Annotated in this window: 23 protein-coding genes; 8 read left to right on the top strand and 15 right to left on the bottom strand. The window is 72.0% G+C overall.

Annotated elements, in window-relative coordinates; genetic code table 11:
* Positions 1 to 103 precede the first annotated feature (103 nt).
* Positions 104 to 1,867 (bottom strand): amidohydrolase, encoded by a 1,764-nt coding sequence (locus IG78_RS0107230; protein WP_030560540.1) that lies wholly within the window; start codon positions 1,865 to 1,867, stop codon positions 104 to 106.
* Between the two features lie 64 nt (positions 1,868 to 1,931).
* On the bottom strand, positions 1,932 to 2,372 hold the full coding sequence (locus IG78_RS0107225; protein WP_030560539.1) for an Lrp/AsnC family transcriptional regulator: 441 nt from the start codon (positions 2,370 to 2,372) through the stop codon (positions 1,932 to 1,934).
* A gap of 278 nt (positions 2,373 to 2,650) precedes the next feature.
* Here IG78_RS0107225 and IG78_RS0107220 point away from each other — a divergent pair, with 278 nt between their 5' ends.
* Positions 2,651 to 3,094: a hypothetical protein gene (locus tag IG78_RS0107220; RefSeq protein ID WP_030560538.1), complete on the top strand. Its 444-nt coding sequence runs from the start codon at positions 2,651 to 2,653 to the stop codon at positions 3,092 to 3,094.
* Positions 3,095 to 3,110: 16 nt separating this feature from the next.
* Here the strand turns inward: IG78_RS0107220 and IG78_RS0107215 are convergent, their stop codons facing one another.
* The 3 genes from IG78_RS0107215 to IG78_RS0107195 form a co-directional block, all read right to left on the bottom strand.
* Positions 3,111 to 4,178 carry a phosphotransferase family protein gene (locus IG78_RS0107215; RefSeq protein WP_030560537.1) on the bottom strand — a complete coding sequence of 356 codons (1,068 nt, stop codon included), beginning with the start codon at positions 4,176 to 4,178 and terminating at the stop codon, positions 3,111 to 3,113.
* Positions 4,179 to 4,220: 42 nt separating this feature from the next.
* Complete coding sequence (locus tag IG78_RS0107210) at positions 4,221 to 4,748, bottom strand: hypothetical protein (protein WP_030560536.1); 528 nt, start codon at positions 4,746 to 4,748, stop codon at positions 4,221 to 4,223.
* Positions 4,749 to 6,293: 1,545 nt separating this feature from the next.
* On the bottom strand, positions 6,294 to 7,466 hold the full coding sequence (locus IG78_RS0107195; protein WP_030560535.1) for an acyl-CoA dehydrogenase family protein: 1,173 nt from the start codon (positions 7,464 to 7,466) through the stop codon (positions 6,294 to 6,296).
* A 457-nt stretch (positions 7,467 to 7,923) separates the two neighbouring features.
* Between IG78_RS0107195 and IG78_RS0107190 the strand changes: the two genes are divergently transcribed.
* Positions 7,924 to 9,186: a glycoside hydrolase family 18 protein gene (locus IG78_RS0107190; RefSeq protein ID WP_030560534.1), complete on the top strand. Its 1,263-nt coding sequence runs from the start codon at positions 7,924 to 7,926 to the stop codon at positions 9,184 to 9,186.
* Positions 9,187 to 9,383: 197 nt separating this feature from the next.
* On the opposite strand, the gene IG78_RS0107185 is transcribed toward IG78_RS0107190, so the two are convergent.
* Positions 9,384 to 10,157, bottom strand: a complete 774-nt coding sequence (locus tag IG78_RS0107185; RefSeq protein WP_404827651.1) for a TetR/AcrR family transcriptional regulator — start codon at positions 10,155 to 10,157, stop codon at positions 9,384 to 9,386.
* Positions 10,158 to 10,305: 148 nt separating this feature from the next.
* On the opposite strand from IG78_RS0107185, the gene IG78_RS0107180 reads away from it, so the two are divergent.
* From IG78_RS0107180 to IG78_RS0107170, 3 genes are read left to right on the top strand one after another with little or no spacing between them, the layout of a single operon-like run.
* On the top strand, positions 10,306 to 10,920 hold the full coding sequence (locus IG78_RS0107180; protein WP_030560532.1) for a DUF6230 family protein: 615 nt from the start codon (positions 10,306 to 10,308) through the stop codon (positions 10,918 to 10,920).
* The gene (locus IG78_RS0107175) at positions 10,911 to 11,873 is read left to right on the top strand and encodes a DUF6114 domain-containing protein (protein ID WP_030560531.1); all 963 of its coding nucleotides are present in this window, start codon (positions 10,911 to 10,913) and stop codon (positions 11,871 to 11,873) included. Before IG78_RS0107180 ends, IG78_RS0107175 begins: the two co-directional genes overlap by 10 nt.
* The gene (locus IG78_RS0107170; RefSeq protein ID WP_030560530.1) at positions 11,870 to 12,811 is read left to right on the top strand and encodes a hypothetical protein; all 942 of its coding nucleotides are present in this window, start codon (positions 11,870 to 11,872) and stop codon (positions 12,809 to 12,811) included. The genes IG78_RS0107175 and IG78_RS0107170 overlap by 4 nt, the downstream gene beginning before the upstream one ends.
* Here IG78_RS0107170 and IG78_RS47725 read toward each other — a convergent pair.
* Entirely contained in the window at positions 12,789 to 12,932 is a 144-nt protein-coding gene (locus IG78_RS47725) for an SCO1431 family membrane protein (protein ID WP_107054825.1), read from the bottom strand. The genes IG78_RS0107170 and IG78_RS47725 overlap by 23 nt on opposite strands.
* Positions 12,933 to 13,138: 206 nt before the next feature.
* Between IG78_RS47725 and IG78_RS0107160 the strand changes: the two genes are divergently transcribed.
* On the top strand, positions 13,139 to 14,614 hold the full coding sequence (locus IG78_RS0107160; RefSeq protein WP_199813221.1) for a M1 family metallopeptidase: 1,476 nt from the start codon (positions 13,139 to 13,141) through the stop codon (positions 14,612 to 14,614).
* Between the two features lie 62 nt (positions 14,615 to 14,676).
* On the opposite strand, the gene IG78_RS0107155 is transcribed toward IG78_RS0107160, so the two are convergent.
* Positions 14,677 to 16,083: a C39 family peptidase gene (locus tag IG78_RS0107155; RefSeq protein ID WP_030560528.1), complete on the bottom strand. Its 1,407-nt coding sequence runs from the start codon at positions 16,081 to 16,083 to the stop codon at positions 14,677 to 14,679.
* 231 nt (positions 16,084 to 16,314) lie between these two features.
* Between IG78_RS0107155 and IG78_RS0107150 the strand changes: the two genes are divergently transcribed.
* Together IG78_RS0107150 and IG78_RS0107145 are read left to right on the top strand one after the other, a co-directional pair.
* Entirely contained in the window at positions 16,315 to 16,983 is a 669-nt protein-coding gene (locus IG78_RS0107150; protein ID WP_030560527.1) for a uridine kinase family protein, read from the top strand.
* Positions 16,984 to 17,436: 453 nt separating this feature from the next.
* Positions 17,437 to 19,308: an AAA family ATPase gene (locus IG78_RS0107145; protein WP_030560526.1), complete on the top strand. Its 1,872-nt coding sequence runs from the start codon at positions 17,437 to 17,439 to the stop codon at positions 19,306 to 19,308.
* Between the two features lie 99 nt (positions 19,309 to 19,407).
* On the opposite strand, the gene IG78_RS0107140 is transcribed toward IG78_RS0107145, so the two are convergent.
* The 7 genes from IG78_RS0107140 to IG78_RS0107110 all read right to left on the bottom strand — a co-directional run bounded on the left by IG78_RS0107140 (position 19,408) and on the right by IG78_RS0107110 (position 25,783).
* Entirely contained in the window at positions 19,408 to 20,496 is a 1,089-nt protein-coding gene (locus IG78_RS0107140; protein WP_030560525.1) for a hemolysin family protein, read from the bottom strand.
* A complete protein-coding gene (locus IG78_RS0107135) occupies positions 20,493 to 21,989 on the bottom strand; it encodes a hemolysin family protein (protein ID WP_078964751.1) in 1,497 nt (498 codons plus the stop codon). Before IG78_RS0107135 ends, IG78_RS0107140 begins: the two co-directional genes overlap by 4 nt.
* 245 nt (positions 21,990 to 22,234) lie before the next feature.
* Positions 22,235 to 22,738, bottom strand: a complete 504-nt coding sequence (locus tag IG78_RS0107130) for a PH domain-containing protein (RefSeq protein ID WP_051852413.1) — start codon at positions 22,736 to 22,738, stop codon at positions 22,235 to 22,237.
* Positions 22,739 to 22,758: 20 nt separating this feature from the next.
* Complete coding sequence (gene hisG / locus IG78_RS0107125; RefSeq protein ID WP_030560522.1) at positions 22,759 to 23,607, bottom strand: ATP phosphoribosyltransferase; 849 nt, start codon at positions 23,605 to 23,607, stop codon at positions 22,759 to 22,761.
* Between the two features lie 83 nt (positions 23,608 to 23,690).
* Positions 23,691 to 23,963, bottom strand: a complete 273-nt coding sequence (locus IG78_RS0107120) for a phosphoribosyl-ATP diphosphatase (RefSeq protein WP_030560521.1) — start codon at positions 23,961 to 23,963, stop codon at positions 23,691 to 23,693.
* 35 nt (positions 23,964 to 23,998) lie between these two features.
* Positions 23,999 to 24,484: a 6,7-dimethyl-8-ribityllumazine synthase gene (gene ribH / locus IG78_RS0107115; RefSeq protein ID WP_030560520.1), complete on the bottom strand. Its 486-nt coding sequence runs from the start codon at positions 24,482 to 24,484 to the stop codon at positions 23,999 to 24,001.
* A gap of 75 nt (positions 24,485 to 24,559) precedes the next feature.
* On the bottom strand, positions 24,560 to 25,783 hold the full coding sequence (locus IG78_RS0107110) for a bifunctional 3,4-dihydroxy-2-butanone-4-phosphate synthase/GTP cyclohydrolase II (protein WP_249926089.1): 1,224 nt from the start codon (positions 25,781 to 25,783) through the stop codon (positions 24,560 to 24,562).
* Between the last annotated feature and the right edge of the window lie 59 nt (positions 25,784 to 25,842).

The raw sequence follows: 25,842 nt of genomic DNA, 5'->3' as shown, positions 1-25,842 counted from the left end.
TTGACCTGCGGTGTTCGCGTAGATCAGCAGGTCAGTGGCGAGACGGCCGGGGTCGGGCGACGCGCCGTGTGGCCCCGTTCGGAGCCGCGCCGCACCGAGGACGTCACTCGTTGGGCCGTACGAATACCGTCCGACCGCCGACCACGGTCCGCAGGCAGACGGGCAGCTCGGAGCCCGGGGTGAGGTCGGGCAGGCCAGGGGTGCCGGAGCGCGGATCGGTGGACCAGCGGGCGACCCGGTCGTCGGGGGCCTGGACGACGAGTTCGCCGGTGCGCCACACGGCGTAGTCGGCCGGTGCGCCGGGCACCAGGACGCCCGCGTCGTCGCGGCCGACGGCCCGCCAGCCGCCGCGCGTGTGGGCGGTGAACGCGGCGCGTACGGACACCCGGTGCTCCGGCGTGCGGTGGAAGGCGGCCGCGCGGACGGTGCCCCAGGGGTCGAGCGGCGTGACGGGGCTGTCGGAGCCGAAGGCCAGCGGGACCCCGGCGCGCAGCAGGGCCGCGTACGGGTTGAGGGAGCGCGCGCGTTCGGCACCCAGGCGCTGGGCGTACATGCCCTCGTCGCCGCCCCACAGCGCGTCGAAGGCGGGCTGCACGGACGCGGTGAGGCCGAGTTCGGCGAACGCGGCGACGGTCTCGGGGGTGAGCATCTCGGCGTGCTCGACGCGGTGCCTCGCCGCACGGATCCGGGCGAGCCCCACCGTCTCGGCCGCCGCGCGCATGCCGTCGACGACGGCCGTCACGGCGGCGTCCCCGATGGCGTGGAAACCGGCCTGCATGCCCGCCTCCGCACAGGCCGTCACATGCGCCGCGACGTCGCCCGGGGACAGGTAGGAGTTCCCGCACAGGCCATCGGCAGCACACCCTGCCGTCCCGACGCCACCATGGGCGGCGCTCCCCGCCGTCCCCGTGTCGCCGTGGGCGGCACGCCCCGCCGTCCTCGCGCCACCGTCGGCGGCACGCCCCGCCGTCCCCGCGCCACCGTCCGCGTACCGCTCGCCGAGCCATGCCGTGTGCGAGCCGAGCGCCCCGTCCACGAAGAGGTCCCCGGCCGCGCCCGCCGCGCCCAACTCCCGGGCGCGGGCGACCCCTTCCGGCCCCTGTTCGGCCCAGTAGCCGACGACGCGCGGACCGGGCTCCGTCGCGGCGAGGGCGAGGAGCGCCGTGAAGTCCTCCTCGTCGGAGATGGTGGGGCCCCCGCACTCGTGCACCGATCCGATGCCGAGCGACACGGCGTGCCGGAGTGCGGCCTGCTGGGCCTCGCGCCGCTGCACGGGCGTCACGGCCGCGTGGGCGGCGGCACGGACGGCGTGGTGCGCGTCGGCCGTCAGGGGCGCGTCCGCGTGGAATCCGGCCTTCTCGGCGATTCCGGGTACGAGGTCGAGGAGCGCGGTGGTGGCGACGGCGGAGTGCACGTCGATGCGCGTCAGATAGAGCGGGCGGTCGCCGGTGGCCTCGTCGAGCTCCGCGCGCGTGGGCGGTCGGCCGCCGGGCCAGCGGGCGGCGTCCCAGCCGTGGCCGAGCAGCACACGGTCGTGCGGACGCGCGGCCGTATGTTCGCGTACGAGAACGAGCGCCTCGGCCAGGCTCCGGGCGCGCGAGAGGTCGAGCCCCGTGAGCGCGATACCGGTTGCCGTCGTGTGCACATGGGCATCGGTGAAGGCCGGAGTGACCAGGGCGCCTTCCAGGTCGACGGTTTCGTCGACGCCGTCGGCGAAGGCGTCGGCCGCACCCTCGGAACCGACCCAGGCGACATGCCCCCGCTCGACGACCATCGCGGTCGCGAAGGGGTCGGCGGGGCTGTGGACTTCTCCGCCGCGCAGCAGGACGGTGCGGTGCCCGCTCTCGGGCGTGGTGCGCTCGCTCATGGGGACCAGTCTCGCGCCTGGGGGCGCGCGGGGCGCCCGCGGGGTCCCCCGGCGTCCTGCCGGGTCAGATCCGCGGCGGCCGCGCCTCGTAGGGCGTGGAGAGGCAGACCGTGGTGTGCGTGGAGACACCGGCGAGCGTGCGCAGCCTCGCCAGCAGGTTCTCCAGTTCGTGCGGGGTCGCCACCCGCACCTTGAGCAGGTAGTTCTCCGCCCCCGCGACGCTGTGGCAGGCCTCGATCTCGGGGACTCCCGCGAGCCGCTCGGCGATGTCGTCGGGCGCGCTGGGGTCGAACGGCTTCACCGCGATGAACGCCGTGAGCGGCAGGCCGACGGCTTCGGGGTCGACGACCGCGGCATACCCACGGATCACCCCGCGCTGCTCGAGGCGGCGCACCCGCTGGTGCACCGCCGACGTCGACAGGCCCGTGGCCTTGCCCAGGTCGGTGTAGCTCATCCGCCCGTCCTTGACGAGCAACTGCACGATCTGTCGGTCCAGCTCCTCCATGCGCCGAACCTACAGGTCCCTTGATCCTCACCGATACCTGAGCGGCGCAAGCGGCACCGCCGTACCCTCGTGCCTCGGTCGAGAAGCGCACGACCGCGCCCGCGCGCCCCGGCGCCCACCACCGCGCGGAGCGGCACCTTCGTCCGGCATGTGACGAACGCCACAGGCCTGTGGCCGTGTCCATCGGGCAGGAGCGATTACCCCCAGGGCCGGACGGGAAGTGCTTGCTGTGGTCGAGGCCGCAGTGCCTGGTCGGCCCACCCGAGGGGGAGATTCCCATGCAGAACCTGAAGCACCCCGGTCGTTCCGCGCGCCGCAAGCAGCAGTCCGTCGAGCTCGAGCCCGTACCGGAGGGCGTCGAACAGACGGACATCACCGATGACGAGCCCGACGCGTACGACACCTTCGAGATGTACCGGGTGATCTGCCCGGACTGCGCTCAGCCCATCGCGCTCCTGGCGGACGAGGACGTCCTGCCCGAGCACGCGCTGTGCGCCACCCCGTGGAACCCGTTCGGACTCACCGTCTGTGCGGGCACCGGCCGCCCGGCGGCCGAGGCGGAGCCCGCTGACGAGTCCCTGGAGGCCCAGGAGCAGGACACCGCGCTGCTCCTGACACTCCCTCAGGGCCTGGACTGGCGCACACAGCCGTTCTCGCACGTGGGCGGCCCCGGCTCGCGCCCGATGCGCGTGCCCCGGCAGTCCGGCCGCGCGGCCGCCTGACACCCGGCGGCCGCCCTCACCCGAAGTCGCCCTGCACCATGGCCGCGAGCCGGTCGTGGTGCAGGATCAGGGTGTCCGGGTCCCGCTCCACGGTCACCTCACCGAAGTGCACCTGCCGGTAGGCGACCCGCAGCATGATGACGGCGTGCCGCAGCGCGGCGTACAGGGTGTAGAAGTCCATGTCACGGCGCAGGAAGTCCGGCAGGCCGGGCTGCCCGAAGCGCACGGTGAGGTCCTGGAAGAAGCGGTGCAGGAAGACAATCCAGCCGATGTCGACCTCGGGCGGGGCCAGGCACGCCATTTCCCAGTCGAGCACGGCGGCGGGTTCGAAGCCGTCGTAGACGACGTTCCCGATGCGGGCGTCGCCCCAATTGAGGACCGGTGCGCCCTCGTCGCGCGGCCACAGTTCGCCGAGTTTCGCGAAAGCGCTTTCGACGAGCGGTGACCGCGGCAGCCCGTCGACGACCCAGGCGTAGTACGCCCGTTGGAATGCGACGTGCCGCCGCAGCGCGCTGCCCTCGCCCGGGAGCGCGAGGAACCCGGCTTCGGCGGGCGGTACCTGGTCGTGCAGGTGCGCGATGACGCCGACCGTCGCCTCCTCCAGGTGCGCACGCTCCGCGTCGCTCGCCTCGTACAGCCAGTTGCCCTCGTACGCGTACGGCATGACGTCCGGCGGCACCCGCCCCGCGACCCGCTCCATGACGAAGAAGGGCGCGCCGAGCGGCCCCGGGTCCCGCTCCAGCCACAGCACGCGCGGCACCGGCACGTCGGAGCGCTCGGCGACCAGGCGCATGGTGCGGTGCTGGCGCGCCATGTCGTACACGGGAAAGACGGTGTACGCGTCCGGGTCCGCGGCGAGCCGCAACGCGCAGTGCCGCAGCGGCGGTTCGGGGTGCTCGATGTCGAAGAGCAGCGTCTCGCTGGACATGCCGTTCGACTCCGGCACGGACACGTCGACCGCCCTCGCGCCCGGCAGTTGGGCGTCGAGCCAGTCGGAGAGGCGACGGGCGACCTCCGCCGGGTCCCGGGTGGTCGTGCGCGGCGCCGGGCGGGGCTGCCGCGGGCGCGGGGGCCCCGTCGCCATGTCCGTACTCCTTCCCACTCCTCCCGGCTCCCGGCCAGGTGCTCAGGGGGCCACGGAGCCGAAGCCGGTGAAGCCGCTCGGGTCGTGGCGGCCGAACGTGCCGTGCTCGAAGATGCCGTGGCCGACACGGCCGTCCAGGGTGAAGCGGGCCGCGTGGTCGGTGACGCCGTACCCGGCGAGCGGGTGCGCCGACGGCTCCGCGAGGTCGTAGGTGCGCCGGTCCACCCAGCCGCGGCCCCGCCAGGTGCCGTGCTGCCAGTCGTCGGCGGGCGGATAGCCCGCGCCCACGGCGAGGGGCAGGGACGTCAGCAATTCGACGCCGAGATCCAGGGGCACGGCGTGCAGCGTATCGCCGGTGCGCAGGGTGGCGTACGCGTCGATGACGCCTGTGTTCGGACAGTCGCCCAGGCCGAGGATCAGCAGCGCCCGGCCCCGGTGGTCGAACAACTGGAAGATACAGCGGTCGTACGCGTTGCGGTCGCCCGTCGCCACGTGCCGCATCGACAGCGGCACCTGGTGTACGGGGTACTCGTCGAGCGGTACGGGACGATCGGAACGGTCAGGTGGCACGGCGCACCTCCACGCGCGCAGGGGAGTCGACGTCGTCCGGTGTGCGGCGGGCCCCGGCATGGAGGTGACGGTACGTCAGTCATCGTGCGGGAGCCAGCCGCTCGCCCGCCCGAATGCCACCGGTGGCGCCGGTACCTCGCGCCCGTGTGCGCCGCGCCCGGACGGGGCATGAACGCACGCACGATTCGACCCGATGGTGACCTGGCCGCGGCGCGGCCCGTTGGCCCGGCATGACCACCCCCACGCATGCTCCGGCCGGCCACCGCAGGCGCCCTCTGACCCCTGCGGGCGCGCCCGGCCCCAGCACCGCAGAATCGGTTCCTCACCGGTCTCAGTACACCCACTACACACAGCCGCCGCACTATTCACCACCGTCCCAGTACGCGCAGCCGACGTCCTCGGTCCCTCCCCCTCCGGCGCCCGTCCCGCAGCAGGACCCGCCCATCTACCGCGCCCTGCTGCGCCACTGGGCCGAGCGCGGGCGGACGCTGCCGGGGCACCACGACCCGGAGTGGGTCCGCCTCGCCGCGCCGACCGTCCGCAGCGGACAGTTCGGCGGGCAGTTCCCGCCCGGGTCTGGCGGGCAGTATCCGTCCAGGCCCGGGGGGCAGTTCCCTACGGGGTCCGGCAGGGAGTTCCCTACGGGGTCCGGCAGGGAGTTCCCTACGGGGTCCGGCAGGGAGGGCGGCTTCGGTTCGGGTCCGGGCGGGGGTTTCGGGCCGGGCCCCGACGGGGGTTTCGGGGCGGCGGGCGCGGACGCGCGGTTCGGCGTGCACGGGGGTTCCGCGTTCGGGTCGGGCGGGGACGGGGGTGGCCGGTACGGCGGGAACGGGGACGGCAGGGGTGGCCGGTACGGGACTGGCGGGGACACCCTGTTCGCAACCAGCGGGGACGCCGGGCCCGGGGCGGACGGGGACGGCCGGTACGGCGGGAACGGAGCCAGTTGGTACGGCACCACCGGAGACACCCGCCCCGGAGCAAGCGGGGACAGCCGGTACGGCGGAAGCGGAGACACTCGCCCCGGCGCCACCGGAGACGCCAGACCCGGCCCGGACCAGGAGCACCGGTTCGCACCGGACGGGGGCCGGGCATACGCACCGGACCGAGGCCAGGCCTTCGCACCGGACCACGGCCGAGCATTCACCCCTACCCGGGAGCAGGTCGTCACACCGGCCCGGGAGCAGGCCTTCGCGCCGGACCGCGGCCGAGCGTTCACCCCGGCCCAAGAGCAAGTCGTCACACCCGCCCGGGAGCAGGCCTACGCACCACCCCGGGAGCAAGTCGTCACACCCGCCCGGGAGCAGGCCTACGCACCACCCCGGGAGCGGACCCCCGGGCCAGGCCGGAGTCAGGCACCGTCCGGGCAGGATCTGAGCCAGGCGTTCGGGCAGGCCCGGGGGCAGGCGCCGCTCGGGCAGGCCCGGGACCGGACGCGCGGACAGGCCAGCGACCAGGCGTTCCGGCCGGTCCCCGCCACAACCGCCGCACCGGGTGCGACCCTCGCCTGGGTCACACCCCGCGCACCCGGCGCCGCGGACCCGCGCCTCAGCGTGTCTCGGGCCCCGCGAGATGGCGTGCGATGACCATGCGCTGAATCTGGTTCGTGCCCTCGACGATCTGGAGGACCTTGGCCTCGCGCATATAGCGCTCCACGGCGAAGTCGGCCGTGTAGCCGTAGCCGCCGAGCACCTGCACGGCGTCCGTGGTCACCTTCATCGCGGTGTCCGTGCACAGCAGCTTGGCCATCGCCGCCTGCTTGGAGAACGGCCTGCCCGCGTCCCGCAGCCGCGCGGCCGAGAGATACAGGGCCCGGCCCGCCTCGATCTGCGTCGCCATGTCCGCGAGCATGAAGCGCAGCCCCTGGAAGTCCGCGATGGGACGGCCGAACTGCCGCCGCTCCGTGGCGTACGTCAGCGCCTCGTCGAGTGCCGCCTGCGCCACCCCGATCGCGCACGCCGCGATGCCGAGCCGCCCCGAGTCGAGCGCCGAGAGCGCGATCGCGAAGCCCTGCCCCTCGTCGCCGATGCGCCGCGCGTCGGGCACCCGTACCCCGTCGAAGTGCAACTGGGCCGTGGGCGAGCCCTTCATGCCCATCTTCTTCTCCGGCGCCGCGGCCGTGAGCCCCTCGGCGTCACCGGGCACCAGGAAGGCCGTCACGCCGTGCGCGCCCTCGCCGCCCGTGCGGGCCAGGACGGTGTAGAAGTCGGCGATGCCGCCGTGGGTGATCCACGCCTTCGTACCCGTGATGATCCACTCGTCGCCGTCCCGCACGGCCTTGGTGCGCAGCGAGGCGGCGTCGGAGCCGGAGGACGGCTCGGACAGGCAGTAGGCGCCGAGCAGGCCGCCGCCCAGCATGTCGGGCAGGTGCTCCGTCTGCTGCTCCTTGGTGCCGTAACCGGCGAGCCCGTGGCAGGCGAGGGAGTGGACGCTGACGCCGAGACCGACGGTCAGCCGCGCGGCGGCGAGTTCCTCAAGAACCTGGAGGTACACCTCGTAGGGCTGTTCGCCGCCGCCGAACTCGGAGTCGTAGGCGAGGCCGAGCAGGCCCGACTCGGAGAGCAGCGTGAAGAGTTCGCGCGGGAAGCGTCCCGCTTCCTCCTCCTCGGCCGCGCGGGGCACGATCTCGCCCTTGACCAGCTCACGCACGAGTGCGAACAGATCCCGGGCTTCTTCGGTGGGCAGATGACGCTCGACCAACTGTGCGGATCCCTCAGGCATGGCGCTCTCCTCTCCCTGTCGGGCGCTTCAGCGGGCTCGCGCTCAGGGTGTGGCGCCGCCGCCGGGGACACTGCCACGCCGATGCTGTCCTTCCGGGTCGCGGAAGCGGCTGGCCAGCGGCTGTGGCGCGTTGAGTATGCCCGATCGGCGGCATGTCGTCACGGGTTCACGAGCCGTCCGGCCGATCTTCATCGAGCTGTGTCCGGCCGGGCGGTCCTGACGACCAACGGGCGGGAATTGGTCCGAACCATTGACGCATTGGTCTAGTCCTTCTAGAGTCCAGCGGCACAAGTCGTCTTCGCGTTCATGCCAATTCACTACGCGACTGTTCACGGCCTGTTGCCGGGCGCAAAGGGCAGCCGCCCCGCACCCGGCGCAGGGCGCGAAGCGATTCACAAGTCCGTAGGTCCAGCACCACCCCCCACATGCTCCCCTCTCCCCCCACGAGGAGACTGCGATGCCACAGCCCAACCGTCCCCGCGCCCGTTTCAGGGCGCTTCTGGCCACCGCCTGCTGTGCCGTGCTCGGCGCGGGCCTGCTCGCCGGCGCGGGCACCGCGGCCGCCGACCAGAACACCGGCGCCGCCAGGGCGACCACCGCCGAGGCAGACGCCAAAGCGGGCTCCCGCGTGGTCGGCTACTTCACCGAATGGGGCGTCTACGGCCGGAACTACCACGTCAAGAACATCGAGACGTCCGGTTCCGCCGCCAAGCTGACGCACATCAACTACGCCTTCGGCAACATCCAGGGCGGCAGGTGCGCGATGGGCGACGCCTACGCCGCGACCGACAAGGCCTACACCGCGGGCGACAGCGTCGACGGTGTCGCCGACACCTGGGACCAGCCCCTGCGCGGCAACTTCAACCAGTTGCGCAAGCTCAAGAAGAAGCACCCGAACCTGAAGGTCCTGTGGTCCTTCGGCGGCTGGACCTGGTCGGGCGGCTTCACCCAGGCAGCGCAGAACCCGGCGGCGTTCGCCCAGTCCTGCTACGACCTGGTCGAGAACTCCAAGTGGGCGGATGTCTTCGACGGCATCGACATCGACTGGGAGTACCCCAACGCCTGCGGTCTGACCTGCGACACCAGCGGGCGCGCCGCGTACAGGAACCTGATGTCCGCGGTGCGCGCCAAGTTCGGCTCCAAGAACCTGGTGACCGCGGCCATTCCGGCCGACGCCGCCCCCGGCGGCAAGATCGACGCCGCGGACTACGCGGGCGCCGCCCAGTACGTCGACTGGTACAACCCGATGACGTACGACTTCTTCGGCGCCTGGGAGGCCAAGGGCCCGACGGCACCGCACTCGCCGCTGAGCTCCTACCCCGGCATCCCCAAGGCCGACTGGAACTCGCAGTCGACGATCGCCAAGCTCAAGGGCCTCGGCATCCCGTCCGACAAACTGCTCCTCGGCATCGGCTTCTACGGCCGCGGCTGGACCGGCGTCACCCAGAAGGCGCCCGGCGGCACCGCGACCGGCCCCGCCGCGGGCAAGTACGAGCAGGGCATCGACGACTACAAGGAGCTGAAGACCAAGTGCCCGGCCAACGGCACGGTCGGGGGCACCGCGTACGCGCACTGCGGCAACAACTGGTGGAGCTACGACACCCCCGCGACCATCGGCGGGAAGATGAACTACAAGAACCAGCAGGGCCTGGGAGGCACGTTCTTCTGGGAACTCAGCGGTGACACCGCCAACGGCGAACTGATCAAGGCCATCAACTGACGGTCGGCAACTGACGGTCGGCAACTGACGGCCGGCAACTGACGGCTGGCAACTGACGGCCGTCAGCCACATCGACCAGCGGTCGCCGCACAACAGTCGTGGGGGCGGGAGCCGGCGGGCTCCCGCCCCCTCGTCATGCCCGCGCGCGGAAGCGCATCACCTCCGTCATGCCCGCGCGCGAAAGCGCATCACCTCCGTCACGCCCGCGCGGCCGACCGCGGAGTCGCCTCGTCCGGCGGCACGGCGTCATCCAGCGGCGGCGGGGCGTCGCCGAGCAGCGGCGGCGGGGCCTCATCGAGCGGCGGGGCGGGCAGCGACGGCTCGACCTCCTCGATGACGCCGAGCGTCGCACGTAGCGTACGCACCAGGAAGTCACGGACGGTGTCGCGCTCCAGCGGCCCGTCCGGCCCCTCTTTCGTGCCGATCCAGTCGAGCGTGACGCCCTCGACACTGCACAGCCAGCCGAGCAGCGCAAGACGGACCAGCGGCGGGATGTCCCTCTGGCCGTAGGCCGTCTCGGCGATGGTGCCGATCATGGCTTCGCGCACGCCGTCGCGGATGGCGTGCACCTCGGTGTCGAAGCCGACGCCGCCGCTGACGATGGTGCGGTACGCCGCCTGATGGTGCTCGGCGTAGCGCAGATAGCCGTCGATGGTGCGGTGCGCCCGCTGCGTGGGCGGCAACTCGGTGTCGCTGCCCGCGCGTTCGACCAGGTCGGCGACGGAGTCCTCGATGATCGCGAGGTAGTAGCCGCGTTTGGATTTGAAGTAGTAGTAGATCAGCCCCTTGGCGACCCGCGCCTGTCTCGCGATGTCGTCCATCGACAGCGCGTCGTAGGACGTGTCGGCGAACAACTTGCGGCCGATGACGATGAGTTCGGCGCGGCGCGCCACGGAGCGTTCGGTGCCGCGCGCCTGCGGGCGGTCCGCGTCGGGGGAACGATCGGTACCGCACTGTTGACTATTATTCAATATCGGCCCTAGTCTCCAACTGCCTCAGGATCAGCCGCAGTATGGCAGACCGCTGCCTCCTGCCCGGCCGGGCCGGCACCTGCCCGGGCCCCGACGGCGCTCTGTCACGCACTCCCCTTACGCACCGGACGACGTACGGGAGGACCCAGTGAGCACAGCGAAGAGATCCTTGCGCGAGGGCAGGACCAACTGGAGGAAGACAGTTGTCGTCGCCCTGCCCGCGGTCCTCGCGGTCGGCGCGATGGCGTCCGTGATGGCCGAGGGCGCGCTCGCCGCGTCCTTCGCGGTCAGCGGCACCAGTTTCCAGGTCTCGTCGGGCAAGCTGACCAGCCAGGGCCTGTCGAGCTATGTCCAGATCGACCGCGACGTCGACGGCAAGGGCCACCCCGTGGCGCTGCTCGGCATCGGTGACGCGACGCTCTCCGACATCTGCCAGGCCGCCGAGGTCAAGACACCGCTCGGCACGGTGGTGTTCAAGCTGATGGCGGGCGGCGACGCGGGCAACGTCACCGCGAGCAACCTGATCATCGACGGCGAGGACCTGGTGGGCGACGCCCGCTTCGGCACCGCGCAGATCGGCCGGGACGCCTCGACGCTCGACGAAGTGCCGGGCGTCAAGGGCGAGCGGGGCAAGTTCGGCCTGCAGGCCGGTGACATCGAGGTGGCGAAGGTACGGTCGCACGCCTGGTCGGCCACCGGCGGCAACTTCCGCCTCAAGGGCATGAAGCTGGACGTGAGCCTCGGCGGCAAGAAGTGCTTCTGAGCGGGCCGGGCGCCCCGCGCGCCGGGGGGTGGCTCGACGAGCGGCTGCCGCTCAGGGACGCGAGGCGCGTGCTGCGCAGATGGCGGCGCACCCGCCCGTTCTGGGGCGGTCTGCTGCTGATCCTCGGCGGGGCCGAGCTGCTGGTCGTCCCGCTGTCCCCGCTGACGGTCCTGGTGAGTCTCGGGCTCGGCGGGATCGCCGCGATCGGCATCGGGATCGCCCTGATGGTCGCAGGACTCTTCCTGTGGCTGCTGCCACACGCGCACCACTACGTGTCCGTGAACGCCCTGATCCTGTCGGTGCTCTCGTTCGCGGCGACGAATCTCGGCGGTTTCCTCATCGGGATGATCCTGGGCATCGCGGGCAGCGCGATGGGCTTCGGATGGACACCCGTCGAAGACGACGCCCGGGACACCGCCGGGCGCCCCCAACTGCGCGACGGGCAGGGCACCCGGACCCTGGCCGTGCTGCTTCCCGTCGTGCTCGCCGGGACGGTGCTGTGGGGCGCCGCCCCGGCGAAGGCAGCGCCCGATGACGGGGCGGTCGTGGCCGCGCGGACACCGCCCACGGTCACCACGACGCTGTTCGCCCCCAAGGGCTTCATCGTGGCGGGCGTACGCGACATCCCGACCGCGGTCGGACCGATGAAGGTGATGGTGCTCCGGATGAACGCGGCCTCGCTCACCGACTACCGCCTGTCGACCCGTGACGGCAGCCGTGAACTGTCCCTCGGTGCCGACACCCTGGACCTCAGCGGCAAGGTCACGCTTTATCTGACCAAGTTCAAGGGCTGCATCGAGGGCATCCTCTGTCTGACGTTCACACCGGACCGGCTGCCCGTGCCGCCCCTCGTCCCACCGTTCGTCTTCATGACGGAGGTGAGCGCCGAGCAGGCGCTCGTCACCTCCGACTCGATCGTGGCCGGCGGGTTACGGCTCGGGGCGCGGGCATGATCCAGATTCAGGCCGCGCTGTTCTGGGCGTACGCGGTGGGCGCGACGTTCGCGCTCGCCGCGGCCCGCCAGCTCCAGGTGTGGGAGCGGATCAACGCGGGCGAGGGCCCGCGCACCCGCAGCCGTGCCGCCAACCCCTACCTGGCCCTGACGGTGCTCTTCGCGGCCGTCCTGATGGTGCCGACCGGCCTGTTCCTGCTGTGGCAGAACCCGTCCTGGGCGACCATGCACGTCAGCGGCGGGCACGAGGGCGTGTGGGCGGGCTTCGTGCTGTTCTACGCGGGCGGCGTCCCGGTCGCCGCGATCCTCGGGTTCCTCGGGTCCCAGGTCCTCGTCCTCGTGGGCGCGGGCTACTGGGCGTACCTGAACTGCGTCGGCGGCTACTTCCTGCTGTTCGGGACGCTGGTGCACGGCTGGGACGGCAGCGGCTACGAACGGTTCCTGTCCCCCGGCGCACGCGACTGGGCGGACTGGCCGCACGACAGCGTGATCAACAACGCCCTGGACTTCCTGACGTCCGGCACGTTCCTCGCGCTGGTGGTGTTCGGCGCGGCCGTGATCGGCACCATGCTGATGACGGAGATCGGCTGGCTCCTGGAGGGCTGGTCGCTGCCCGGCGCGGAGGAGGACCGCAAGGCGCATCCCGTCCTGGCCGTGGCGATCGCGGCCGCCGGGGTCTACGGCCTGCCGTTCCTCGGCGCCGTCACCGCGAGCGTCCTGGTGCGGCTGCTCGGCGGCTGGCTCGGCCTGCCGCTGTTCGCGCTCGCCGCGGGATTCGTGCTGCTCCCCGGGCGGTCACCGGTTCGCTGGCTCTACGGCCTGGTGGGGCTGCCGCACCGGCACTGGCGCGCGGACCTGGATCTGGACCCGGCCGCGGGCACGGACGGCCCGTCCGGTCCCGGTGGTGAGACTCGGCTCACAACAGGCCGACCTGGCTGACCAGCATCGCGAGGACGACGACGAGGGTCCATCCGGCGAGGTGCTCCAGGACGTTCGGGCCGTCCTCGGGGCCACCCGTGCGGGCCTTGGAGCGGACTGCGGTGGCAGAGGTCGCGGTCATATGGCTTCTCGCTGACGTTTCTCGGCGGCGCTGGGCCTTTCCCGGCGCTGCGGCAGTGGACATTCCCCCCACTGGGTCCTACCACCATGCCAGCCGTACCCGGAATCGTGAGCGAGACGTTGGTCACGCACCACCACAACTGCGGCGGATCGCCGTGCGTCTAAGACGGCGTACGTCCCGCGCAGCATCCGACCGAAAGGTTTCCGATGAGCACGATCAGGACGCCCCGCAGAGCGCGGCTCGCCCTCGCGGCGGCCGTGACGGCGGCGGCCGCCCTCACCGGACCGGTCTCGTACGCCACGCCCGCGGCCGCGGAGAAGCCGACACCCGGCGCACCCGGACTCGGCGACCCGATGTTCCCCCTGGACGGCAACGGCGGCTACACCGTCGACCGCTACCTCCTGGACTTCGACTGGCAGGCCCCGAAGACCCCGTTCGCGGCGACGGCCACCGTCAAGGCCACCGCGACCCAGTCCCTCTCCCGCTTCAACCTGGACTTCGGCGGCAACACCCTGCACCGGGTCACCGTCGACGGCAAGGCGGCCGGCACCGGACGCGAGGGCGACGAGCTGACGGTCACGCCCAAGTCCCCGCTCCCCAAGGGCGGTTCCTTCACGGTCAAGGTCAGTTACACCGCCGACCCCACCCAGATCCGGCACCGCGACGACGCCATCGAGGACTACGGCTGGATCCCCACCCCGGACGGCACGGTCGTCTATCCGCAGCCCAATGGCGCCCGCCTGATCTTCCCCGCCAACGACCACCCGAGTCAGCGCGCGCCGATCACCTTCCGGATCACCACGCCCAAGGACCTGACGGCCGTCGCCAACGGCAAGCTGACGGCCAGGAGCAAGGTGCCGGGCGACCGGGTGCGCTGGACGTACGACTCCGAGCAGCCGCTGTCCACCCAACTGGTGCAACTGGCGGTCGGGAAGTTCACGACCGTCGAAAGCACGGGGCCCGGCGGTCTCCCGCTGCGCGACATCGTCCCGGACGCCCTGGTCGAGCCGACCGCGAAGTACCGCGAGCTCACGCCCGGCCATCTGACCTGGCTGGAGCAGAAGCTCGGCAAGTACCCCTTCAACCGCTACGGCATCCTCGTCGGCGACACCGACCTCGGCGTCGCCCTGGAGACCCAGACCCTCTCCCTCGTCCCCAAGGCCGACCTGCTCGGCACGCGGGTGGACGCCGAGCGGAACCTCGTGCACGAGCTGGCCCACCAGTGGTTCGGGGACAGCGTCGCCCTCGCGGGCTGGTCCGACCTGTGGGTCAGCGAGGGCCACGCCCGGTTCTACGAGCGCATGTACTCCGAGGAGCACGGCGGCGACAGCTTCGAGGCCGCGATGAAGGCCGCGTACAAGGCCCACGACCAGTGGCGCCGCGACTTCGGCGCGCCCGCGGAGCCCACCGAGCCCAACCTCTTCAAGCGCATGCGCTACGACGGTTCGGCGCTGGTCCTCTACGCGCTGCGCGAGAAGGTCGGCGACGCCACGTTCCAGAAGATCGAACGGGCCTGGGTCACCGAGTACCGCGGGCGGACCGCGAGCACCGAGGACTTCGTCGACCTCTCCTCACGGGTCGCGGGCGAGGACCTGACCGGCTTCCTGAAGCCGTGGCTGTACGGGCCGAAGACGCCGCCGATGCCGGGCCACCCGGACTGGGTGGCCGACCCGGCGACCTGAGCGGGGCCCCGTCCGGTGCCGCCCTGCCGTGAACGGGCCCGCCGGGACGGGGCCTTTCCTCATCAGCGCACGCCGACCGCGGCGAGCGCGCGCACCTGTTCCTTGCCGGGGTTCACCGGGAAGTACAGGTAGCAGACCCCGCCGGTCCCGGAGACCACCGTGCCCTGGGCGTTCTTCCGCTTGGTGCGGAGCCAGATGTTCTCGAACTCCCGCCGCCGGTAGACGCGGCGGACCGCCGGGTTGCTGGGTGACGCCGGGTCGTTGGCGATCACGTCGCCGCTCGCGGTGAAGCCGATGACGGTCATCAGATGGCCCGCGGTGCCGTAGCCGGCCCCGGTCAGCTCCTCCTTGAGGAAGGACTGCGAGGTGATGGCCGGGATGCCCGCCCGGATCAGTGTCTCCAGGTCGGTGAGCGAGCCGAGCCGGGTGACGACGGCCTGCATGTCCTTGTACGTGGCCGCGTAGGCGGCGTTGAACGGCCAGTTCCCGCAGCCGCCGTACTGGTAGTCGTAGGTGAACCGGGCCGCGTGACACACCTGCGGGTCGGCGTACGCCGGATCGACCCAGGCAAGGTCGTCGGCCGTCGGCTCGCGTCCCCAGTACTCCAGGATCATCTGCGACGACGTGGGACTGCACCAGGCCTCGCCACCGTTGTCGTACTCCGGGTACTGGCCCTTGTGGATCTCCTGCGAATAGCGCGGCACCGTCAGCTCCCTCGCGAGGCCGGGCTCGGACGCGGGCACCGTGAAGCGGTCGGGCACCACGGAGGCCATCGCGCCGAGCCGCCACACGGTGGGGGTGCTCGTGCTGCCCGGCTCCCGGTACAGCGTCAGGCGCAACCGGTACGCGGCCACGCGCAGGGTGCCGGTCGTGTCGTCGACGGACAGGGTGTCCGTCCACACGCTGGTCCTGCCGTCGCTCTGGTCGTCGACGGAGGTGCGCCGAATTGCCGGGGCCCGCGCGTCCTGCCGGTCGTCGCCGGAGTTCCAGCGGCCGAGGACGTACCAGGGGGACGTGGTGCCGTCGGAGTACGAGGCCTCGATCTCGACCTGGATCCAGGTGCCGGTGGGGGTGCGGGCGTTCCAGGAGGCGATGGCCTCCGTCGCGGGCACGGCGCAGCGGTGCGCGGGCCCGGTCCACCGGGCGTACTCCCAGGTGGCGGCCCTGCCGGTGTGCGGGTCGGTGTACTCCTCGGTCCCGGCGGGGGCGGCGATCTCGACGCCCGCTCTGCCCTTGGCGACGACGCGGGTGCCGTTCGCCGTGCCGGCACCCCAGTCCTTGCGCGAGGTCCAGAAGCGGTTGTCCACCAGGCGCTCGGCCCGGGGCGGACGGGGCGGACGGTGGTGGGCCGCCGGGACAGCGCCGGCCGGGGACGCGTGGGCGGCGGTGGTCGTCGCGGCCGCCGCCGCCACGCCCGCCGCGGCGGCGGCGGCGAGTCTTCTGCGGGACATGTCTTCAGCTCGGTCCATGGACGGGAACCCCCGGTCGATGGTTTCCGGCCGCAGCCGGACGTGGATGGTCAGGTGCACGACAGTGCGCCAACTATGGCCGTCGGCCGTCGGGCCCGCCAGCGTCGCGACCCCGTCGACGTCCACCAATATTGGCCTCTACCACTGGTATGACCTGGGACGGCGCGCTGAATCGCACACATGGACCACTACGGGCACCGCCCCCACTCGCGGCCCGTAGGCTGACCGGCGATGACCGATACGCCCCACCCCACACCTCCCTCGCGCCCCATTCCTCTCCCCCGACTCGCCCGTGCCCTGCGCCGTCTGCCGCCGTCCTGCGGCCCGGTCCGCCTTGTCGCCGTCGACGGACACGCGGGCTCGGGCAAGTCGACCTTCACCGCCCGGCTCGCCGAGGCGCTCGGCGGCGCCCCGGTGCTGCACCTCGACGACCTGGCGAGTCACGACGCGCTGTTCGACTGGACGGGGCGGCTGCGGCGGCAGGTCCTGGAGCCGCTCTCCCACGGCGAGACGGCGCGCTATGCGGCGTACGACTGGCACGAGCGCCGCTTCGGTCCTCCCGACCGCCCCCTGCCGGCCGCCCCCGTGGTTCTGATGGAGGGTGTCGGCTCGGGTCGGCGCGTGCTACGTCCGTCTTTGGTGGGGCTGCTGTGGATGGATCTTCCCCAGGACACCTCCTGGGCACGCGGACGCCGACGCGACGGACCCGCCCTGAGCGGCTTCTGGGACAACTGGGAAGCAGCGGAGCGACGACATTTCGCCGAAGACCCCTCCCGGCGGCGCGCCGACTTCCTCGTACGAGAGTTGCCCGAGGGATACGAGGTACTGCCGGGGCCCGCCGAGGGGGCAACGGAACCCCAGATCATCACTCAGGGTGAAGGCCCATCGGCAGTGCGCTGAACCTCCGGAAACTCACTTCCGGGCGCCGTGGCCAGTTTCCACGCGTGCCTCAACTCGGCTTGACCGGGGGGCCTTACAGGACTTACGTTCTCAATGTGCGGCCTATCGGGTCGCCGACAGACGCGAAGCCCCCGGTTGTTCCCCCGTGATCGGGGGCTTCGTTCTGTCCTGCGGACCCTTTTCCCGAGCGCCGCGAGCCGTCAATCGCTCACCCTGGGTCACCGTCGGGGCCGGGTCCGACAGCCACCCGAGACGGCCCGCACCGACGATCCCGGGCTGCGCCACCCTACGGCCGAACCCCGCCACGCAGGTACGATGCCTCTCGGTGCGACTTCGGACGGCGGCTACGACGCACCGGGTCAACTCCCGTCCACAGCACGGCGGTTCTGCTCAGTTGCCGGCGGGCACCGGCCCGGTGGTACACAAACGGGGGCACGGTTTGTGGGGGACGTGATGGACTTCGGCACGCAGGGCGCTCCGGCCCCGGCCGACCTCGCCTGGCTGCGCGGGGTCGACGCCTACACCATGGGCGCCTATCCGCAGGCCGAGGAGGAGTTCCGGGCCGCGGTGCGGATGGACCCGGGCATGGCCGACGGCTGGCTCGGGCTGCACGCGCTGCGCATCGACACGACGACGGCGCTCCTTCGGATGTTCCAGCACCGGGACCGCTTCGGCGAACAGCGCGCCCGCCATGCCCGCACCCTCAACTCCTGGTACTGGCTCGGCTGGTGGGTGCAGCCGGTCCTTGAGTCCACCCGTGACCTGCTGCTCGCGCACGCCTCGCACTGGCTGGACGGACGCCATGTACCCGAGCTCGACCGGGCCCTCGCCGGACTTCCGCCCGTGGACGCCGACGTACAGGTGCGCTTCCTGCACGCCTGCCGCGCCTACCTGGTCAAGGACTGGGAGCAGTTGGTGCGGCACACCGAGCCGCTGATGGACGACCCGATGCTCGGCATCGAGGCGGGCCTCTTCGGCGGCATGGCCCGGGTGCGCCTGGAGATGTACGGCCAGGCCGAGCCGCTGATCTCCGCCGCCCTCATGCGGTGCCGCAGCGAGCAGCCGCAGCGCAAGGAGCTGCGCTACTGGCTGGCCCGCGCGCACGAGGGCACCGGCAGGACCGCCGCCGCGCTGCCGCTGTACCGCGCGGTGCACCGGGTCGACCCCGCCTTCATGGACACCTCCGCGCGCCTCGCCGCCATCGCCGAGGGCGACGGGTACGACGACGGCACCGACCTGGCCGCCCTCACCCTCACCGGCGTGGGCCAGGACGCGCTCGACGGGCCCGACGGAGTGGACGCGCTGTTCGGCACCGAGGGCCGCGACCTCAAGGTCACCGAGCCCGAACTGCCCACCGGCGGCGGCCCCTCCGACGCCGACCGGGTGCGCGAGAAGGCCGTCATCCCCGTCAAGCCCGCGCCCCCGCAACTGCCGTCCGGGCCCACCGATCCCGCCCTCCTTGAGCAGGCGCTCGCCGAGCTGGAGCGCATGGTCGGGCTCGAACCCGTGAAACGCCAGGTCAAGGCGTTGTCCGCGCAGTTGAACATGGCGCGTCTGCGGGCCGCCCAGGGGCTTCCGGTGCAACCGCCGAAACGACACTTCGTCTTCTCAGGCCCCTCCGGCACCGGCAAGACCACCGTGGCCCGGATCCTCGGCCGGGTCTTCTACGCCCTCGGGCTCCTCGGCGGCGACCACCTCGTGGAGGCGCAGCGGGCCGATCTGGTCGGCGAATACCTGGGGCAGACCGCGGTGAAGGCCAACGAGCTGATCGACTCGGCCATCGGCGGTGTCCTCTTCGTCGACGAGGCGTACTCGCTGTCCAACACCGGGTACGGCAAGGGGGACGCGTACGGCGACGAGGCGCTGCAGGTGCTCCTCAAGCGCGCCGAGGACAACCGCGACCACCTCGTGGTCATCCTCGCCGGCTACCCCGAGGGCATGGACCGGCTGCTCGCCGCCAACCCCGGGCTCTCGTCGCGCTTCACGACGCGGGTCGACTTCCCCTCGTACCGGCCGCTCGAACTCACGGCGATCGGGGAGGTGCTCGCCGCGGAGAACGGTGACGTGTGGGACGAGGAGGCACTCGACGAACTGCGCTCCGTCAGCGGGCACGTGGTCGACCAGGCGTGGATCGACGAGCTGGGCAACGGGCGGTTCCTGCGGACGCTGTACGAGAAGAGCTGCGCGTACCGCGACCTGCGGCTCTCCGGCTACCCGGGTACGCCGACCCGGGCCGATCTGTCGACGCTGCGGCTGCCGGACCTCATGCAGGCGTACGGGGAAGTGCTCTCGGGGCGGGGCCCGACGGACCTGGCGGGGCCCTGACCCCGGCGGACGCGGGCGGCGTCCCCGCGGCCCGCGGGCGGGGGCGGGGGCGGGGGCGTGCGTGCTCGTGCGGCGGCACGCCCCCGCCCGGCGGGCCGCTCAGCTCACCAGCTCCCTCCCGCGCACCGGGTGTGCGTCCGGCACCGGGCGGGCCGACCGCGGCACCGTGACCCGGTGGGCCGGGTCACGGACCTCGCCGACCAGGAGTTCCAGGACGTCCTCCAGGGCGACGAGGCCGAGCACCCTGCCGGAGGCGTCGGCGACCTGGGCCAGATGCGTCGCCGCGTGCCGCATCACGGTCAGGGCGTCGTCCAGGGGGAGTTCGGCACGCAGGGTCGCCATCTGGTGCCAGACGTGCTGGGGGACCGCGCGGTCGGTGTCCTCCAGGTCCAGGACGTCCTTCACGTGCAGATATCCCATGAAGACCCCGTTCTCCGCGCGGACCGGGAACCGTGAGTAGCCCGTGCGGCCGGTGAGCTCCACCACCTGCGCGGGGGTGACCGAGGGGTCGACGGTGACGAGGGACGCGCCGTCCAGCAGGACGTCCGTGACCGGGTGCGAGGCCAGTCCCAGGGCGTCCTCAAGTCGTTCCTGTGCCCGTGGGTCGATGAGGCCCGCCTGGCCCGCGTCCTCCACGAGACGACCGAGCTGGACGCTGGTGAAGACCGCCTCCACCTCGTCCTTCGGCTCGACCTTGAAGAGCCGCAGGATCAGCCGGGCGCAGGCGCCGAGCGCCGCCGTGACCGGGCGGCACAGACGGGCGAAGGCGACAAGGCCCGGGCTGAGCCACAGCGCGGTCCGCTCGGGCGCGGCCATCGCGAGGTTCTTCGGGACCATCTCGCCGATGACGAGGTGGAGGAAGACGACGACGGCGAGCGCGATCACATACCCGAGGGGGTGGATCATGCCCTCGGGCAGTTGGACCGCGTGGAAGAGCGGCTCAAGGAGACGCGCCACGGTCGGCTCCGCGACGGCGCCGAGGGTCAGCGAGCAGACGGTGATGCCGAACTGGGCGGCGGCCATCATCTGCGGCAGGTGCTCCAGGCCGTACAGAACCTGCCTGGCCCGCTTGGAGCCCAGCGGTTCGATCTGGCTGCGGCGTACCGACACCAGGGCGAACTCGGCTCCTACGAAGAAGCCGTTGGTGAGCACCAGGAGCAGGGCGAAGAGGAGCTGAAGCAGGCTCACGACACCACCTCCACGGCCCCGGCACCGACCGGGCCCCGAACCCCGTCGTCCCGAGCGGCCTCACCTGACTCACCGGACTCACCGGTCCGAGCGGCCGCACCGGACTCACCGGGCCCGGCGGCCCCGGAGAGCCCACGCGCACCGATGACCGTCCTCACCGCCCCGCCCGCGAGGGCCCCCTCGGGGGCCCCGGTCCGCACCAGGCGCACCCGCTCCGCGCGGTAGTGCCCGACCTGGCGCACCGAGAGCCGCCAGTTGGGGAGTTCGGCGTGGTCGCCGGGGGCGGGGATGCGGCCGAGCAGGTCGGCGACCAGGCCTGCCACGGTCTCGTAGGGGCCTTCGGGCACATCCAGGCCCACGCGCCGCAGGATGTCGACGCGGCAGCCGCCGTCGGCGTCCCACGCGGGCCTGCCGTCCTCGGACGGGACGGCGGCGAGTTCGGGCAGGTCCTCGGCGTGGTCGTGCTCGTCGCGGACCTCGCCGACGAGTTCCTCGACGATGTCCTCCAGGGTGACGACGCCCGCCGTGCCGCCGTACTCGTCGACGACGACCGCGATCGGCTGTTCGCTGCGCAGTCGCTCCAGGAGGGGCTGCACGGGCAGCGTCTCCGGGACGAGCAGCGGCGGCTTGGCGACGCGTCCCACGGGGGTGCGCAGCCGCTCGTGCGCGGGGACCGCGAGGGCGTCCTTGAGGTGGACCATGCCGACGATCTCGTCGATGCGGTTCCGGTAGACCGGGAAGCGGGACAGGCCGGTGGCGCGGGTGAGGTTGACCACGTCCTCGGCGGTCGCCGACGACTGCAGGGCGCTGACCTTCACGCGGGGCGTCATCACGTGCTGCGCGGTGAGTTCGCCGAGCGAGAGTGTGCGGACGAACAGGTCGGCGGTGTCCTGCTCCAGCGTGCCCGCGCGGGCCGAGTGCCGGGCCAGGGAGACGAGTTCGCCGGGGGTGCGGGCGGAGGCGAGCTCCTCGGCGGGCTCGACTCCGAAGGCCCGCACAAGGCGGTTCGCGACGGCGTTCAGCGAGGCGATCACCGGCCGGAACAGCCGTGCGAAGGCGTGCTGGGGGCCCACCACGAACCGCGCGACCTGAAGCGGCCGCGACACCGCCCAGTTCTTGGGCACCAGTTCGCCGATCACCATCTGCACGGCGGACGCGAGCAGCATGCCGATGGCCACCGAGACCCCGGGGACCGCGCCGTGCGGCAGGCCCGCGGAGGTGAACGGGCCCGCCAGGACGTGCGCGAGGGCCGGTTCGGCGAGCATGCCGATGACGAGCGAGGTGATGGTGATGCCGAGCTGGGTGCCCGACAACTGGAAGGAGAGCTCCTTCAGGGCGGCGACGACCCGGTGTGCCCGGGCGTCGCCGTCGGCGGCGGCCTTCTCGGCGTCCGGCCGCTCCACGGTGACGAGGCCGAACTCGGCCGCCACGAAGAAGCCGTTGGCGAGGATCAGCAGGAAGGCCGCCGCGAGGAGCAGCAAGGGGATGGTCATGATGCCGCCGCCTCGTCCGGGAATCGGATGCCCGGTTGCGGGGAGGGGGCGGCGCACGTACTACAGGACGATCCGTCCATCGCCGGAGGGTGTCACTCCTCGGTAGCAGGAGCCCCGGTCGGGCCGCGCCGGCCCTCGGGGGCGGGGCGGCCCGTCGTGCCTGCCCCGCCACCAGGTTAATCACGTCGGACGCCGACGCGTCAGTTCGGGATGCCCCGAGTCCTCCCTGATTTCCGGCCCTGACATCAGTCGGTGGTGGTGCCGCCCCGTCCCGTGCCGCCACCGCTTTCGCGGCCCGCGCGCTCGTCGGCGAGGGCCCGCAGCGCGCGGGCGTCGCTCACGGCGCGCTGCCTCGCGATGCCGGGCTGGATGCCGAGGGCGGGCAGGCTGGTGCCGTCGGTGAGGTCGAGGAACACCCAGGGGTCGCCGGGGCGCAGGTTGACCCGTACGATCTCGGCCCACTCCAGGCGGCGGCTCGTGGCGATGTTGACCACGGTCACGCCCGTTTCGTCGGCGACCACCTTCGGCCTGCTCAGCAGGACGAGGACGCCGAGCAGCAGCGCGCCGGTGAAGACGAAACTGGTCCGCTCCCCCGGGCTGAGGTTGGGCAGCAGCATGGCGATCACGGCGAGGACCACGAGGATCGTGACCCCCGCGGTGAGCAGGACCGCCCGCGTCCGTGCGGGCCGGAACGTGACGGGCAGGGCGGGCCGGTCCTGCGGCCCGGGTTGCACGGTCTTGTCTGGCATGGCGGCGCTCTCCGGCACGGTCAGAGGCGGCAGGCGTGGATGGCGGTGGTCAGGATGGCCCGCGCGCCGATGGAGTACAGGTCGTCCATGACCCGCTGGGCGTCCTTGGTGGGGACCATGGAGCGCACCGCGACCCAGCCTTCGTTGTGCAGCGGCGAGATGGTGGGCGACTCCAGGCCCGGGGTGAGGGCGACGGCCTGCTCCAGGTGCTCGGCACGGCAGTCGTAGTCCATCATCACGTACGTCCGGGCGACCAGGACGCCCTGGAGGCGGCGCAGGAACTGCTGCACCTTCGGGTCGTCGGTCCCGGCGCCGGTGCGCCGGATGACGATGGCCTCGGACTTCATGATCGGCTCGCCGAAGACTTCGAGGCCCGCGTTGCGCAGGCTGGTGCCGGTCTCGACGACATCCGCGATGACCTGGGCGACGCCCAGCTCGATGGCGGTCTCGACGGCGCCGTCGAGGTGGATGACGGAGGCGTCGATACCGCTGTCGGCGAGGTGCTTGGCGACGATGCCCTCGTAGGAGGTGGCGACCGTGCGGCCCGCCAGGTCGTCGATGCCCTGCGCGGTGCCGGGCTTGGCGGCGAAGCGGAAGGTGGAGCGGGCGAAGCCGAGCGGCAGGATCTCCTCGGCGTTGGCGCCGGAGTCGATCAGCAGGTCACGTCCGGTGATGCCGATGTCGAGCTTGCCGGACGAGACGTAGATCGCGATGTCGCGCGGGCGCAGGTAGAAGAACTCGACCTCGTTCTCGGGGTCCACGAGGACGAGTTCCTTGGACTCCTTGCGCTGCTGGTAGCCGGCCTCATGCAGCATCGCCGACGCAGGTCCGGACAGTGAACCCTTGTTGGGGACGGCGATGCGCAGCATGAGGACGGATTCCTTTGCGTGAGGAGTGACTGCGTGCGGAGTGACTGCGGTGAAGCGTGACTGCGGTGGGGTGAGCGCACGCTCTAGAGGTGGGCGTACACGTCGTTGAGGGAGATGCCGCGGGCGACCATCATCACCTGTACGTGGTACAGGAGCTGTGAGATCTCCTCGGCGGCCGCTTCCTTGCCCTCGTACTCGGCGGCCATCCAGACCTCGGCGGCCTCCTCGACGACCTTCTTGCCGATGGCATGGACGCCCTTGTCCACCAGTTCCGCGGTGCGTGAGGTGGCGGGGTCGCCGTTGGCGGCCTTGTGCTGGAGCTCGGTGAAGAGTTCCTCGAAAGTCTTCTTGGACATGATGGGGCTTACTCTACGCGTCCGCGCCCTGCCGCTTACCGCCAGGGCTCGGAGACGGTACGCAGTGTGGCCGCGGTGGCCACGGCGGCGGTGACCGCCTCGTGGCCCTTGTCCTCGGTGGAGCCCTCGATGCCCGCGCGGTCCAGTGCCTGCTCCTCGGTGTCGCAGGTCAGCACGCCGAAGCCGATGGGCACACCGGTGTCCACCGACACCTGGGTGAGGCCGTGCGTGACGCCCTGGCACACGTACTCGAAGTGCGGGGTGCCGCCGCGGATGACGACGCCGAGGGCCACGATCGCGTCGTAGCCGCGGCCCGCGAGGACCTTGGCGACGACGGGCAGCTCGAAACTGCCCGGCACGCGAAGGAGGGTCGGCTCGTCGATGCCGAGCTCGTGCAGGGCGCGCAGCGCGCCGTCGACGAGGCCGTCCATGACCTTCTCGTGCCACAGGGCGGCGACGACGGCGACGCGCAGGTCGCCACAGTTCTTCACGCTCAGTTCGGGGGCACCCTTGCCGCTCACGCGCTTCTCCTAGAGGTCTGCTGAGGTCTGCTGAGGTCTGCTGAGGTCTGTTTCGAATAACGGATGGTGGTGTGGCTACTGGTTGCCGCAGGCCGACATGTCGGGGGTGTCGAGCCAGGGCAGGTCGTGGCCCATGCGGTCCCGCTTGGTGCGCAGGTAGCGCAGGTTGTGCTCGCCGACGGTGACCGGCATGGGCTCGCGCGCCGTGACCTTCAGGCCGTGCCGGGCGAGGGCGTCGACCTTGTCCGGGTTGTTGGTCAGGAGCCGCAGGCCGCGTACGCCGAGGTCCTCCAGGATCTGGGCGCCGGCGCCGTAGTCGCGGGCGTCGGCGGGCAGGCCGAGTTCGAGGTTGGCGTCCAGGGTGTCGCTGCCGCGCTCCTGGAGTTCGTAGGCGCGCAGCTTGGAGAGCAGGCCGATGCCGCGGCCCTCGTGGCCGCGCAGATAGACGACGACGCCGCGCCCCTCGTCGGTGATGCGCCGCATGGACTCGTCCAGTTGCGGGCCGCAGTCGCAGCGAAGGGAGTGGAAGACGTCGCCGGTCAGGCACTCGGAGTGGACGCGTACGAGCACGTCGTCGCCGGTGCCGATGTCGCCGTGGACCAGGGCGACGTGCTCGACGCCGTCGGCGGTTGAGCGGTAGCCGTACGCGGTGAACTCGCCGAACGTCGTGGGCAGCCGGACCTCGGCCTCACGGCGCACGGTGGGCTCGGCGGTGCGGCGGTAGGCGATCAGGTCCTCGATGGAGATGATCGTCAGGCCGTGCCTGCGGGCGAACGGGATCAGCTCGGGCAGGCGCAGCATCCGGCCGTCCTCGCCCGCGATCTCCACGATCGCGCCCGCGGGGCGCAGTCCCGCGAGCCGGGCGAGGTCGACGGCGGCCTCGGTGTGGCCGTCGCGCACCAGGACGCCGCCCTCCTTGGCGCGCAGCGGGAAGATGTGTCCCGGCCGGACGAAGTCACCGGCGCCGGCCTTCCCGCCCGCCAGGAGCTGGAGGGTGGTGGCGCGGTCGGCGGCGGAGATGCCGGTGGTGACGCCGTGCGCGCCGCTCGCGTCGACGGAGACGGTGAAGGCCGTGCTCATCGACTCGGTGTTGTTCTCGACCATTTGCGGCAGTTGGAGCCGGTCGAGTTCGTCGCCTTCCATGGGCGCGCAGATCAGACCGCGGCACTCGCTCATCATGAAGGCGACTATTTCGGGCGTCGCCTTCTCGGCGGCGATCACGAGGTCGCCCTCGTTCTCGCGGTCCTCGTCGTCGACGACCACGACGGGCCGGCCCGCGGCGATGTCGCGGATCGCCATCTCCACCGGGTCGAGGCAGAGGTCCTCGGTGTTGTCGGCCGTGTAGTAGGCCGGGCGCG

The sequence above is a fragment of the Streptomyces aureocirculatus genome, from assembly GCF_000720475.1.
GTDB classification, from domain to species: domain Bacteria; phylum Actinomycetota; class Actinomycetes; order Streptomycetales; family Streptomycetaceae; genus Streptomyces; species Streptomyces aureocirculatus.
Note: the sequence above shows the minus strand (reverse complement) of the source record. Positions and strands in the feature narration are given on the sequence as shown.

Bases quoted from the DNA above. Each gene is read 5' to 3' on its own strand.
- IG78_RS0107230 (WP_030560540.1), bottom strand. From the start codon at position 1,867: ATGAGCGAGCGCACCACGCCCGAGAGCGGGCACCGCACCGTCCTGCTG.
- IG78_RS0107225 (WP_030560539.1), bottom strand. From the start codon at position 2,372: ATGGAGGAGCTGGACCGACAGATCGTGCAGTTGCTCGTCAAGGACGGG.
- IG78_RS0107220 (WP_030560538.1), top strand. From the start codon at position 2,651: ATGCAGAACCTGAAGCACCCCGGTCGTTCCGCGCGCCGCAAGCAGCAG.
- IG78_RS0107215 (WP_030560537.1), bottom strand. From the start codon at position 4,178: ATGGCGACGGGGCCCCCGCGCCCGCGGCAGCCCCGCCCGGCGCCGCGC.
- IG78_RS0107195 (WP_030560535.1), bottom strand. From the start codon at position 7,466: ATGCCTGAGGGATCCGCACAGTTGGTCGAGCGTCATCTGCCCACCGAA.
- IG78_RS0107190 (WP_030560534.1), top strand. From the start codon at position 7,924: ATGCCACAGCCCAACCGTCCCCGCGCCCGTTTCAGGGCGCTTCTGGCC.
- IG78_RS0107170 (WP_030560530.1), top strand. From the start codon at position 11,870: ATGATCCAGATTCAGGCCGCGCTGTTCTGGGCGTACGCGGTGGGCGCG.
- IG78_RS47725 (WP_107054825.1), bottom strand. From the start codon at position 12,932: ATGACCGCGACCTCTGCCACCGCAGTCCGCTCCAAGGCCCGCACGGGT.
- IG78_RS0107160 (WP_199813221.1), top strand. From the start codon at position 13,139: ATGAGCACGATCAGGACGCCCCGCAGAGCGCGGCTCGCCCTCGCGGCG.
- IG78_RS0107155 (WP_030560528.1), bottom strand. From the start codon at position 16,083: ATGGACCGAGCTGAAGACATGTCCCGCAGAAGACTCGCCGCCGCCGCC.
- IG78_RS0107150 (WP_030560527.1), top strand. From the start codon at position 16,315: ATGACCGATACGCCCCACCCCACACCTCCCTCGCGCCCCATTCCTCTC.
- IG78_RS0107145 (WP_030560526.1), top strand. From the start codon at position 17,437: ATGGACTTCGGCACGCAGGGCGCTCCGGCCCCGGCCGACCTCGCCTGG.
- IG78_RS0107135 (WP_078964751.1), bottom strand. From the start codon at position 21,989: ATGACCATCCCCTTGCTGCTCCTCGCGGCGGCCTTCCTGCTGATCCTC.
- IG78_RS0107130 (WP_051852413.1), bottom strand. From the start codon at position 22,738: ATGCCAGACAAGACCGTGCAACCCGGGCCGCAGGACCGGCCCGCCCTG.
- hisG (WP_030560522.1), bottom strand. From the start codon at position 23,607: ATGCTGCGCATCGCCGTCCCCAACAAGGGTTCACTGTCCGGACCTGCG.
- IG78_RS0107120 (WP_030560521.1), bottom strand. From the start codon at position 23,963: ATGTCCAAGAAGACTTTCGAGGAACTCTTCACCGAGCTCCAGCACAAG.
- IG78_RS0107110 (WP_249926089.1), bottom strand. From the start codon at position 25,783: ATGGCGATCCGCGACATCGCCGCGGGCCGGCCCGTCGTGGTCGTCGAC.